This is a genomic window from Acetobacter sp. DsW_063 (genome assembly GCF_002153745.1).
GTDB lineage: Bacteria > Pseudomonadota > Alphaproteobacteria > Acetobacterales > Acetobacteraceae > Acetobacter.
In genome coordinates this window covers 1-12130 of sequence record NZ_JOPL01000011.1, presented here as the reverse complement: position 1 = coordinate 12130, position 12130 = coordinate 1, and the positions used below count along the sequence as shown (strand labels likewise).

General features: G+C 63.3%; 11 protein-coding genes. All 11 read left to right on the top strand.

Features of this window, described 5'->3' with window-relative positions; all coding sequences use genetic code 11:
• Positions 1-5: 5 nt before the first annotated feature.
• The 11 genes from HK28_RS02540 to HK28_RS02490 all read left to right on the top strand — a co-directional run bounded on the left by HK28_RS02540 (position 6) and on the right by HK28_RS02490 (position 12089).
• On the top strand, positions 6-422 hold the full coding sequence (locus HK28_RS02540) for a YbgC/FadM family acyl-CoA thioesterase (protein ID WP_086643052.1): 417 nt from the start codon (positions 6-8) through the stop codon (positions 420-422).
• A 138-nt stretch (positions 423-560) separates the two neighbouring features.
• Positions 561-1280, top strand: coding sequence for a protein TolQ (tolQ, locus tag HK28_RS02535; RefSeq protein WP_026397403.1), 720 nt, complete (start codon positions 561-563; stop codon positions 1278-1280).
• 4 nt (positions 1281-1284) lie between these two features.
• Complete coding sequence (gene tolR / locus HK28_RS02530) at positions 1285-1722, top strand: protein TolR (RefSeq protein ID WP_026397402.1); 438 nt, start codon at positions 1285-1287, stop codon at positions 1720-1722.
• Between the two features lie 131 nt (positions 1723-1853).
• Positions 1854-2855 (top strand): energy transducer TonB, encoded by a 1002-nt coding sequence (locus HK28_RS02525; protein ID WP_086643051.1) that lies wholly within the window; start codon positions 1854-1856, stop codon positions 2853-2855.
• A gap of 26 nt (positions 2856-2881) precedes the next feature.
• Positions 2882-4264 (top strand): Tol-Pal system protein TolB, encoded by a 1383-nt coding sequence (gene tolB, locus HK28_RS02520; RefSeq protein ID WP_086643050.1) that lies wholly within the window; start codon positions 2882-2884, stop codon positions 4262-4264.
• 247 nt (positions 4265-4511) lie between these two features.
• Entirely contained in the window at positions 4512-4991 is a 480-nt protein-coding gene (pal, locus tag HK28_RS02515) for a peptidoglycan-associated lipoprotein Pal (RefSeq protein ID WP_026397399.1), read from the top strand.
• Positions 4992-5275: 284 nt separating this feature from the next.
• Positions 5276-6187 (top strand): hypothetical protein, encoded by a 912-nt coding sequence (locus HK28_RS02510; RefSeq protein ID WP_233140304.1) that lies wholly within the window; start codon positions 5276-5278, stop codon positions 6185-6187.
• Positions 6188-6220: 33 nt separating this feature from the next.
• Entirely contained in the window at positions 6221-7522 is a 1302-nt protein-coding gene (tilS, locus tag HK28_RS02505) for a tRNA lysidine(34) synthetase TilS (protein WP_233140303.1), read from the top strand.
• Positions 7523-7967: 445 nt separating this feature from the next.
• Entirely contained in the window at positions 7968-9905 is a 1938-nt protein-coding gene (ftsH, locus tag HK28_RS02500) for an ATP-dependent zinc metalloprotease FtsH (protein WP_086643102.1), read from the top strand.
• A 193-nt stretch (positions 9906-10098) separates the two neighbouring features.
• Entirely contained in the window at positions 10099-11130 is a 1032-nt protein-coding gene (gene folP / locus HK28_RS02495; protein ID WP_086643049.1) for a dihydropteroate synthase, read from the top strand.
• Positions 11131-11222: 92 nt separating this feature from the next.
• The gene (locus tag HK28_RS02490) at positions 11223-12089 is read left to right on the top strand and encodes a LysR family transcriptional regulator (protein ID WP_086643048.1); all 867 of its coding nucleotides are present in this window, start codon (positions 11223-11225) and stop codon (positions 12087-12089) included.
• Positions 12090-12130 lie beyond the last annotated feature (41 nt).

Here is a 12130-nt window from a genome sequence, read left to right as displayed (position 1 = left end):
GCGTCATGACGACCCACAGCATCGATTTCCGGATTTATTACGAGGACACGGACGCGGGCGGAGTGGTCTATCACGCCCGCTACCTTGCGTTCGCCGAGCGTGCGAGGACAGAGGCGATTCGGGCCCAGGGTATGGCCGCGATCGATTTGCTGCGGGATTACGGTCTGGCTTTCGTGATTCGTTCGGCCTCCCTCGACTACCTCATGCCGCTTCGGCTGGATGACGTCGCCACGGTCAGGACGCGCCTGCTGGAGCAAGGCGCCGCGAGTTGTCGGCTGGAGCAGATTTTTTTTCGTGGCGCGGACGTTTGCGCGCAGCTCGACGTGCGGCTGGCCTGCATTCGCGTCGCCGATGCCCGGGCTGCCCGATTTCCGCCGTCTTGGCGTGCTTTGTTGCTGGGACTGGCCGATACTGGTCAGTGAGGCGCCTTCTGCTTTGCGCGGGAAGTCAGTAAGGATCGCGGCGAGGTTCGGCGTTCCGCCGAGTCGCTGCGGGTTCGGCGTGCGTCATCACGGCGCGGCCGCCCGGGTCACCTAGAGCCGAAAGGGCAGGAGGCGTTTTTGGATCATGCGGTAGACGCGGCAAATCTCGGCGTGGCTGCGGCCGGGGATCTGTCGCTTTGGGGGCTGTTCATGCAGGCCTCGCTCGTCGTCAAACTGGTGATGATCGGGTTGATCGTCTGCAGTGTCTGGGTCTGGGCCATCGTGTTCGACAAGATCGTCACGCTGCGTCGGATCAACCAGCAGGCGACGACGTTCGAAGATAAATTCTGGTCGGGCGGCAGTCTCGACGATCTTTACGAGGCGGAGGGCGCGAAGCCCGCGCATCCCTTGGCCGCCGTTTTCGGTGCCGCGATGGGAGAGTGGCGGCGTTCGGCGCGCATTCCCGGGGTCGATCTGCTTCGTGGCGGCGTGCAGGAGCGCGTCGACAGGGCGATGTCGATCACCATCACGCGCGAGATGGAACGCCTTGAGCGCTGGATGATCTTCCTCGCCACTATTGGTCCGGTGGCTCCGTTTATCGGCCTGTTCGGCACGGTGTGGGGCATCATGCACTCGTTCAGCTCGATCGCGGCGATGCACAACACCAATCTGAGCGTGGTCGCCCCCGGCATTTCCGAAGCGCTGTTCGCCACGGCGATCGGCCTTGTCACGGCCATCCCGGCGGTGATCGCCTATAACGTGATCAGCAATTCACTGTCCCATTTCCAGGACCGCATGGAAGGATTCGGCACGGAGTTCGCCGCAATTCTCTCACGCCAGTCCGAAGAGAGGGCCTGACCTCATGGGCATGTCGGTCGGAGGTAGCGGGCGCGGTCCACGCAGGAAGCGACGCCCGATGTCGGACATCAACGTCACGCCGCTGGTCGACGTGATGCTGGTGCTGCTCATCATCTTCATGGTGACGTCGCCGATGATGACCAGCGGCGTGAACGTCGATCTGCCCAAGACCGACGCCAAGCCGGTGAACAGCGACACGAAGCCGATCACCGTCTCTATCAAGTCCGATGGAACGATCTATCTGGGCGACAACCCGGTCTCCAGCGATCAGTTGATCGATCAACTGAAAGCGGCGTCTGAAAATGACCCCACGCATCGCATTTTCGTGCGTGGCGACGCCCATATCGATTACGGCAAGGTCATGCAGGTGATGGGACAGATCACCGCAGGCGGCTTTACGCATGTGGCGCTGCTCGCGCAGCAGCCCGCAGGCGGACACTGAGGGGCTCGCGCCGTGCATGACCGCTCCACCGCCCCGGTTCTGTCGTTTGGCTTCGCGTGCGTGGGCGGGGGCGTTTCGCGCGCTTTCGCGTCCCGTCCTGCGTTCGCCTGAAGAGGGGAGCTGACACCCTCATGGTTCGGCCTCGCCGTTCCGAAACCGTCCTGATGCGACGTTCAGCCGTCATGTCGGGCTTGTTGCATCTGGCCATCCTGCTTGCGGCTGTGCTGTCTCTGCCGACGCCCAAGCCGCCGGAGCCTGAAGAGCCCCCGCCAGTCGAGATGCAGTTTGAAGGCGCTTCCGGCGGCGGCGCCCCCGCGCGCGCCGCGAAACCGGCGCCGCAGCCTGCACCGGCTCCCGCTCCCGCGCCGACGCCGTCGCCGGAGCCTCCGACGCCGACGCCGCCAAAGCCGCAGCCGACGGAGGAAACGCCTCCGCCTCCTCCGCCCCCCCCGCCGGTTCCTCCGCCGCCACAGCAGGAGACGCCGCCGCTGCCGGATACACCTCTGCCGCCGAAGGCCGAGGAGCCGACGCCGGACGCCGTGAAAACGCCGCCGTCGCCGCCCGCGCCGCCGCAGCCGACGCACGCGGTCGCCCCGCCGTCTCCGCAAACGCAGCCGACGGATGCTCTGCCGGACACTGCGATTCCGTCGCATATCACGCAGCCGAACAAGGCGAAGAAGGCGGAAGCCGACACGCATTCCCTGCTTGAGACGCTGGATTCATTCAGATCCGACACGAAGCAGACGCATGCGCCGAAGGCGAAACCGAATCCCGCGCAGGGCGGCGCGCCAAATGGCGGCGGTACGCCCGATGGCGACATCACTGGCGCGATGAGCGCGGGCGATCAGCGTGCGATCGGTGGGGAGGTGCGGCGCTGCTACGCCGAGGATACGGCTGCGAAGGATTACGCGAGCTTCGTCGCGCATCTGATCGTCACGGTCGACGCTACCGGTGAAGCGCGGCTTGTCGCATTTGCGCCAGAAACGCAGGCGAAAATGAACGCCGACCCGTCGTACCGCGCTTTAGCGGAGCGTGCTCGGGCGGCGGTGCTCAGTCCGACCTGTTCGAAGCTGCCGATACCGAAAAACCTGCTGGGTCAGACCCGGCAACTGAAGTTCGTCTTCCGGCCCTGATCCGGAAGAGCAAGGAGACACTGACCATGGGTTCGACTGAACGCGGCTATCTGTCCGACCGGGAGGCGGAAGCCTTCGCCGAACTGTTTTCGGCGCAGCGCGCCGGGTTCGGCGGCGAGGGACTGGGGCGTCGCGCCCTGCTGGGCGGCGGCGCCCTTCTCGGCGCGGGCCTGATGGCGACGCCGCTCGCCGCGCGGGCGGCTGATCAGCCTGCGGCGGAGATCACCGTCGATCAGGCGCGGACGGCGCCGATCCCCATCGTTATCCCTTCTTTTGGCGCCGGCGTCGGCGACCAGATCACCGGCGTTCTGACTGACGATCTGTCGAACACGGGGCTTTTCAAGGTCATCTTAGGCTCCACCGGAACGGGCACGCCGGATTTCGGCCCTTACAAGGCCATGGGCGCGCGCGCGGCTGTGACTGGCGCCGTAACGGGCGCGGGCTCGCTGCGCGTTGAGTTCCGCCTGTGGGACGTTCTGACCAGTCAGCAGATCCAGGGTACGGCCTACACGACCAGCGCCGCCAACTGGCGCCGCATCGCGCACATTATCGGCGACGTGATCTACCAGCGGATGCTGGGCGAGAAGGGTTATTTCGATACGCGCATCGGTTTTGTGTCCCGCTCAGGCGGCAGTCGCAACCCGCGCATGCGCCTGGCGATCATGGATCAGGACGGCGCCAACTACCGCGTGTTGAGCAGCGGTCAGACGAAACTGCCAGCTTTTAACCCTGTTCGCGATCAGATCGCGTTCCTGTCGTATGCGACGGCGACGCCCCGCGTTTACGTGTTCGACCTGTCGACAGGGCGCCAGCGCATCCTGACCGAATTCAATGGTGTGCCGCTTGGGCCGCATTTCTCCCCCGACGGCGGAACCGTGATCGTGCCGGTCGCACGCGGCAGCGGCTCGGAACTTGTGGCGGTCGAACTGGGGTCGGGCGCCAAGCGCCAGCTCACCAACTCCGGCGGGGCGATCAACGTCAGCCCAAGCTTCAGCCCGGACGGGTCGCAGATCGTGTTCAACTCCGACCGCGGCGGATCTCCTGCGCTTTATGTGATGAGCGCATCGGGCGGCGCGGCGCGGCGTATCTCCTATGGCAACGGCAGCTACGGAGACTCGGTGTGGTCGCCGCGCGGAGATCTGATCGCCTTCACCCGTATTTCCGGTGGGCAGTTTTCTCTCGGCGTCATGAACCCTGACGGCACGGGCGAGCGGATCATGACGCAGGGTTATACGGTGGAAAGCCCGACTTTCTGTCCGAACGGCCGCGTTCTCGCTTTCTGCCGCCGCACGGGCGGCGCCAGCAGTCGTGACACCATTGGCACGATCGACATCACTGGGTTCCACGAGCGCGTGATACCGACCCCGGAGGGCGGGTCCTCCCCGACCTGGTCGCCGCTGAACGTTTGACGGTGCCGCCGGTCGTTTCATTTATGCAACTCTGCCCCGAGGAAACGGCGGCGCCACGCTATTATCAGGCTTGACCGGGGCGAAAACCTGTGGCTATGGCCTGTGTAGTTCGAAAGCCAACTGCTTTCTGCGGCGAACGCTGTTCGCGCGGTTTCGGTTGGCTTCGGCTTACGGAGAAATCCGGCGTCATTTCCTTTACTTAATCTCTACATGTTCCCGCTGTGGAACTGATCTCAGGATCGAGACAATGAGACTGAAGTTTATCGGTGCGCTCGGCGTGGCCGCCCTTTTGGCCGCCTGCTCGAACGATCAAGCCAACACGGGCGCCGCCACGGGCGCGGGGGCGGCGGTGCAGCCGAGCGGCCCCGTTCCGGGAAGCGAAGCCGATCTGGTGGCCAATGTTGGCGACCGCGTGTTCTTCGACCTGAACCAGAACAGCCTGAGCGCTGACGCGAAGGCTACCCTGGACAAGCAGGCTGACTGGCTTGCGAAGTATCCGCAGGTTTCCGTGCAGATCGCCGGTAACTGCGACGACCGTGGCACCGAGGAATACAACCTCGCCCTGGGTCAGCGCCGCGCCAACGCCGCGCGCGACTATCTGACGGCGAAGGGCACGGCTGGCGCACGTCTGTCCACCATCTCCTACGGCAAGGATCGCCCGACGGCGACCGGCGACGGCGAAGATGCATGGGCGCAGAACCGCAACGCCATCACGGCTGTGCAGTAATAAGCAACTCGATACGTTTCTAAACGCGTCGAATTGTTGAATAGAGCCGGTCGGACCATTGGTGTCCGACCGGCTTTTTCATATCCAGAACCGGATTGCTCCAGAGGCGAGCGATTGCAGAGATGTCCGGACCCGGACGCCTCTGCGCGCTACAGCGAGGATACTTCGCGTCCTTCCGGCCTCTCGCGTTCTGGACCATCATGGTATTGACGTCGTCGCCACGCTTTGTTCCTGAAGCAGGGAGTCGAGCGACGCATGAACGCTAACGGCAGGGAGCCGCGAGAATGACGCGCATCGTGAAGCGCATCGCTGGGCAGTCATTGAAGTCTGGCGCAATCGGGATGGCGAGAACGCTCTTTCTAGCGTTGTGCGCTGGCGCTCCCGTCGTGATCGGCGCAGCGCCCGCGTTGGCGCAGGTCAACAGCCGCGAAGGCATCGAACTACAGAACCAGATCATGGAACTGCGCCAGCAATTGAGCCAGATGCAGTCTGCGGGCGGAGCTTCAGGCGCTTCCTCTGGTTCGCTACCGCCGCCGACGCCTTTGGGCGCAGCCCCGGCGGGGAATAGTGGAGACCTTGTCGCGCAACTGGTTGACCGCGTGAATACGCTAGAGGACCAGCAGCGGGATATGCGCGGTCAGATCGAGCAATTGACCAACCAGTTAAAAGAACAGAACGACGCGCTGACCAAGCAGATCGGTGACCTGGGCTTCGCGATGCAGAACGGGAAGGGGGGCGGCGTTCCGGCGCCTGCTAGCGCCCCTGCCGTCGAGGCGAGTTCGGGTGGTGGAGATTCCGACGCGCCGCACGCGCAGACGCCGGATGCCTACCTCAAGACAGGGAACGCGGCGTTGCTCAAGCGTGATTACTCGAGCGCGCAACAAAGCGCCGAATCGGCGCTGAAGACTGCAAAGGGCGGGGCGAAGGTCGACGCGCAGTTCCTTCTTGGGCAGTCGCTCGCGGGACAGAAGCAGTATCGTGACTCCGCCGTGTCATATTACGACGCCTACAAGCTGTCGCCGAAAGGCGCGCGTGCGCCGGACGCTCTTCTGGGGGTGAGTGCGTCGTTGATCGCGCTCGGCGACAAAAAGGCTGCGTGTCAGGCCCTGGGTAAGCTGAAGGCGGAATTCCCGTCTCCGGCGGCTCGCGTGTCGCATGCGTCCCAGATCTTCACGCAGCGCGCCGGGTGTTCCTGAGCGCAGCCTGGTGATGACGTCGGGAGGCGGATTGTGACGCCTCCTGACGACGCGCCTTCGGAGCATCCGTTCGACGAGGCTGGCGCGAGGCCGGTGACGCCCTCGTATTTCGCTGCAGTTATGGCGCGCCTCGGCCCGTGGTTGCCGGATGTTTCCGGCGCTCCTCCTGCCGCGCTGGCGGTTTCAGGCGGCGGAGACTCGCTCGCTCTTGCGTGGCTGGCGTCACGATGGCGTCGTGGCCTTCAGGCGTTCATTGTCGACCACGGCCTGCGTCCGGACTCTGCCCAAGAGGCGGCCGAAGCCGCAGAGCGGCTTGAAGCCATGGGGATCAGCGCACGAATCCTGACCTTGAATACGCTTCGGGCAGGACCCGGAGTGGCCGACCGAGCACGGGATGCACGCTACGCCGCACTGTTTGCCGCGTGTCGCGAAAGCGGATGCGTCGATCTTCTGCTTGGCCATCAGGCGGACGACCAGATCGAGACGATTGCGATGCGCCGTACGCGAGGCGAGGGTTTCGGCCTCTCAGGCATGGCGTGGATAACAGAAACGCCGGACGTGCGTCTGGTGCGTCCGCTTCTGGGCGTCTCCCGTGCGGCGCTTCGCGAGACGCTGCGCCATGCGGGCGTGCCGTGGGTGGATGATCCCTCGAACGACGATCTCCGGGCGGAGCGCGTGCGTGTTCGCCGTACCCTTCTGGAGGGAGGCGAAACGTTGAAGGCGGAACTGTTCGCGCTTGGACGCATTAGCTCGGTCACTCGTGCGGCGCATGAGAATGCGTGCGCCACGGAACTGGCGTTGACGGCGTCGCTGAGCGTGGGCGGTTGGGCGACGCTTGGTCATGACCTTCCAGGCGACGCCGCGCTTGCGGCGTTGATCCGTTGTGTGGGCGCAGGCGCTTACCCGCCGCCGGCCGATGCAGTGGCGGCGTTACGGCGGCGCGGTCGCGCCGGGACGCTCGCCGGGGCGCGGCTGCTGCGGGCGCGAACCGCTGCTGACGCAGGGCAGAGCTGGATTCTGGCGCGCGAGCCGGTGGCGATGGATGGACGGATCGAAGCGCGCGATGGCGTCGTGTGGGACCGACGCTTCGTGCTGCATTGCGATGCGGACATGGTTGGTCTGCGTGTGGGCGCGGCCGGAAAGGGGATCGACCGGCGCGCCAGAGGAGGCCTGGCGGCCGCGTTGTGCGAGACATTGCCGGCGCTATGGCGCGGAGAGCGTCGCGTGTGCATCCCTTATTTGGGGATATGCGAGGAGGAGGCCCTCGTTCGGGCTGAGTTTTCGTTCGCGCCGAATGTCGCCGCTGCGCCGGGCGGCGTGTGGGGCTGGTCCTGAGGTCAGACGCGCAATGAGGGGGCGTGTGCAACTTCGGCGTTTGAAAGGTCCCGGTTTGTTCGCATCGGGCGCGTTCGCGCGGGTCTATGGTTCTGTTTTTACACGTGTTCTATCCAAGTGATCTCGCCTGAATGGGTAAAGCTGCGGGCAGGGCTCCATCCTTCTGCTGAACGGGAGCCAAATTCCAGAACCAGCAAGGCCCCGACCGACGGTGATGAGATTGCTGGTCCGGCGGCGGGGTATAGCCGCGAAAATCCACGTCAACGGCCGAAGGCGCATGCGCGCGATACATACCGCCCTAAATTTAGCGGCCGCGCACTTTGAAAGCGCTGTCTGACCACCATGTAACCCAAGCAGGATTGCAATCGGCGGCCGAAACCTTTCTGATTAGGGTTCGGGCGGACGGGCGAGCCGCCTGCGGGAACAGCATGGAACGGATGCCGTGATCAATAACTTTGGACGCAACTTGGCGCTGTGGGTCGGCATCATCGTCCTGCTATTGCTTCTTTTTAATATATTCCAGCCCGGCTCGGTCCAGCACTCGGCTCAGCAGCTTGCCTACTCGGACTTCGTGGCCGACGTCGACAACGGTCGCGTGCGTTCGGTGGTGATTCAGGAGCACAACATCTCCGGCACCCTGACCGACGGCACCTCTTTCGACACCTACTCTCCGCAGGACCCGGGTCTGGTTTCGCGCCTGACCGGGAAGGGCGTCGAGGTGGTTGCGAAGCCGCTTGAGACCGAGGGCAACCCGCTCCTGCGTTATCTGCTGAACTGGGCGCCGGTGCTGCTGATCATCGGTGCGTGGATTTTCATGATGCGCCAGATGCAGTCCGGTGGCGGCCGCGCCATGGGCTTCGGCAAATCCCGTGCAAGGATGCTGACCGAAAAGCACGGCCGCGTGACCTTTGAGGACGTGGCGGGCATCGACGAAGCCAAGGGTGAACTGCAGGAAATCGTTGAGTTCCTGAAGGATCCGCAAAAATTCACTCGTCTGGGTGGCAAGATTCCCAAGGGCGTGCTGCTGGTAGGGCCTCCGGGCACCGGCAAGACGCTGCTCGCACGCGCCATCGCAGGCGAAGCAAACGTGCCGTTCTTCACCATCTCGGGTTCCGATTTCGTTGAGATGTTCGTCGGCGTCGGCGCCTCGCGTGTCCGCGACATGTTCGAGCAGGGCAAAAAATCGGCGCCCTGCATTATCTTCATCGACGAAATCGACGCGGTCGGCCGTCATCGTGGCGCCGGTCTTGGCGGCGGCAATGACGAGCGCGAGCAGACGTTGAACCAGATGCTCGTCGAGATGGACGGGTTTGAGAGCAACGAGGGCGTGATCCTGATCGCGGCGACCAATCGCCCGGACGTGCTCGACCCCGCGCTGCTGCGTCCCGGCCGCTTCGACCGTCAGGTCGTGGTGCCCAATCCGGACGTGAACGGCCGCGAGAAAATCCTGCGCGTTCACATGCGCAAGGTGCCTCTGGCGTCAGACGTCGATCCGAAGGTGATCGCGCGCGGCACGCCGGGCTTCTCCGGTGCCGATCTGGCGAATCTGGTGAACGAGGCCGCTCTGCTCGCGGCGCGTCAGGGCAAGCGCACCGTCGCGATGCGTGAGTTCGAGGATGCGAAAGACAAGGTGCTGATGGGCACCGAGCGCCGCTCGCTCGTCATGAGCGAGGAAGAGAAGCGTATGACCGCCTACCACGAAGGCGGTCATGCTCTCGTATCCGTTCTGACGCCGGGCACTGACCCGGTTCACAAGGCGACGATCATCCCGCGCGGTCGCGCGCTGGGCATGGTGATGAGCCTGCCGGAGGGTGATCGTTACTCCAAGAGCAAGGCCAAATGCCTGGCGGAGCTGGACCTTGCGATGGGCGGCCGTGCGGCTGAGGAAATCGTCTTCGGGCCGGATAACGTGTGCAGCGGCGCTTCGGGCGACATCAAGATGGCGACCGATCAGGCGCGCCGGATGATCACCGAATGGGGCATGAGCGAGAAGCTCGGCATGATCGCTTATGGCGACAACGGGCAGGAGGTGTTCCTCGGCCACTCGGTGACGCAGAGCAAGAACGTGTCGGAAGACACTGCGCGGGAGATCGACGCCGAGATCAAGCAACTGATCGACACGGCTTACAACCGTGCTCGCACGCTGCTGATCGAGCATATCGACGAACTGCATCGTCTCGCGGAAGCCCTGCTCGAATACGAGACGCTGAGCGGTGAGGAAATCCGACAAGTTCTGCGTGGCGAGAAGATCGAGCGCGTGGTGATTGACGACGCGATGCCGGAAAACAGGCGCTCATCTGTACCGCCGGTGCTCGGTCGGAAGGATGATGGCGGCGTTTCCGTGCCGCCGACGCTGGGAGGCGCGACGCCTCTGCCGGGTTGAGCCGTCCAGAATAGTATGCGTTCGGGAAACGCGCCGTCCTTGTGGGCGGCGCGTTTTTTCGTGCGGAGCTTCCGGGTGTGTGGCGAAGGCCTCTCGGCAGACGCTGTTGATGAGGGATATCCGCAACGTTCGATACGGTGCGGTGGGGGAGCAACGAGGAACGGCCCAGTAGGGGGTGTTCAGGAAGGGACTGATGGACGCGGTGAAACTGGTTGAGCCCGCGGGGCTTTTGTATGGGAATGAGGCTGTCGCAACGGTAAAGGCTGGCGTCGCGTTGCCTCTTGCTGGCGGGCCCGCCGCTTTCGCATTGGCGTTTCTTTGGGATGGCGCTCAACGTACAGGGCCGGTCCCGGTGGAGCGTATCCCGGCCGGGTGGCGAGAGGCGATGAGGATGGTTACTACCGCGCCGCCGTCCTGCGGCCTGCCCGCCGGGACGACTGTCATGGGGATTTTGAACGTCACCCCTGACAGTTTCAGCGATGGCGGAGACTATGAAAGTACAGAAGCCGCAACACGTCAGATCGGTGTTTTGCAGGACGGGGGCGCGAGAATCATCGACGTGGGGGCGGAAAGCACGCGTCCGGGCGCAGCAGCCGTTTCTCTTGAAGACGAATGGCGAAGGCTAAAACCCGCCGTGGAACGTCTGCGACAGGCGGGCGCCGTGATCTCGGTCGACACACGTAACGCACGCACGATGGGGGCGGCTGTGGATGCGGGTGCGGCTCTCGTCAACGATGTTTCTGCGCTTCGTCATGATCGCGATGCGGCGCCGATGTTGGCGACCAAAGAGTGCGCGGTGGCGCTGATGCATATGCGTGGGGAGCCCGCGACAATGAATATGCTGACGGATTACCACGATATCGGCGTGGATGTCGTAAGGGAACTTGCGGCGGCTGTTCGTGATGCGGAGAATGCAGGAATCGACCGGTCTCGTCTTCTGGTCGACCCTGGCTTTGGTTTCGCGAAAACGAGCGTTCAGAATTACGAATTGCTCCGTCGGCTGCCGATTTTGGCGAATCTGGGTTGCAGGGTCCTCGTTGGCGTGTCGCGTAAAAGGATGATCGGTGACGTAACTGGCGTTGCCGAGGCGCGTCTGCGTGACCCCGGGACTGTGGCTGCGAATATTCCGGGCCTTGTGTTCAGCGATGCGATACTGCGTGTTCACGATGCGCAGGCCATGACGCAGGCGGTGAAGGTTTGGGAAGCTCTTTGCGCGACGGCCTGACAGCGAAACAGGGCGCGACCTCAACGCTTTATGGGGAAGGAAAGTCTTCTTTCTTTGACGTTTATTTTCTCGATGCCTGAAATGGGGACGATATGGACGCCCTGAAGCTTTCCCAGTTGCAATTTTTCTGTGCGATCATGGAGGAAGGGTCGATCGTCGCGGCATCGCGCCGGATGCACTGCGTCGCCTCCAACATCACGGCGCGTCTCAAGGAACTCGAACAAATTCTCGGGCAGGAATTGTTTCTGCGAGAAAAGGGACGCCTGATCGTCACCCCGGCTGCGCGACTTTTATACCGCGAGGTCACGCCGCTGGTTGCGGGGCTTGGACGTCTTCCTCATTTGTTCGATGCGGACAAACCGAGGGGGATTCTGAAAGTAGGGGCTCTGGATGTGGCGTTGCGTCATTTTCTTCCCGAGCGTTTGCCTGCGTTCGCCGCCGCATATCCAGGCGTCGAACTGACGCTTTTAACGCGGCCATCGTACACCCTTGAGCGCATGCTGTCTGATGGCGAGCTGGATCTTGTTCTCACCGACGGACCTATCCAGCATCCGTTGCTGGACAGCCGTTTTGCCTTCAGCGAAAGCCTGTCGCTCGTCACGCCGCGGTCCATAAAGGCTGTGGATGATATAGATTGGCTCACGACCACCGTTTTTCTGTTCAATACGGATTGCTTTTATCGCAACCGTTTTGAGGGATGGCTCAATGCGCGCGGGTTGGAGACGCCAGCGATTCAAACCATAGAGTCGTACGACGTGTTGCGGGCGTGTGTGGCGGCGGGCCTTGGCGTTTCGTGTTTTCCGGATAGCATGTTGCACGAGAGATCTGAGAACGATGGCGGGAATGTCCGTGTGTTCAGACCAGAAGATCTCGACCCGGGTCCGGTGTATTTTGTTTGGCGTCGTGAGGCCCTGAGCATTCCGGGGGCCCGTTTTGTGGAGCATTGTCTCGGTTCCTAGGTTCAGGACCTATTAATGTATTGAATTGAGCGAGAGGTTGT

Coding starts and splice junctions, on each gene's coding strand:
- HK28_RS02540 (WP_086643052.1), top strand. CDS start 6: ATGACGACCCACAGCATCGATTTCCGGATTTATTACGAGGACACGGAC.
- tolR (WP_026397402.1), top strand. CDS start 1,285: ATGGGCATGTCGGTCGGAGGTAGCGGGCGCGGTCCACGCAGGAAGCGA.
- HK28_RS02525 (WP_086643051.1), top strand. CDS start 1,854: ATGGTTCGGCCTCGCCGTTCCGAAACCGTCCTGATGCGACGTTCAGCC.
- tolB (WP_086643050.1), top strand. CDS start 2,882: ATGGGTTCGACTGAACGCGGCTATCTGTCCGACCGGGAGGCGGAAGCC.
- pal (WP_026397399.1), top strand. CDS start 4,512: ATGAGACTGAAGTTTATCGGTGCGCTCGGCGTGGCCGCCCTTTTGGCC.
- HK28_RS02510 (WP_233140304.1), top strand. CDS start 5,276: ATGACGCGCATCGTGAAGCGCATCGCTGGGCAGTCATTGAAGTCTGGC.
- folP (WP_086643049.1), top strand. CDS start 10,099: ATGGACGCGGTGAAACTGGTTGAGCCCGCGGGGCTTTTGTATGGGAAT.
- HK28_RS02490 (WP_086643048.1), top strand. CDS start 11,223: ATGGACGCCCTGAAGCTTTCCCAGTTGCAATTTTTCTGTGCGATCATG.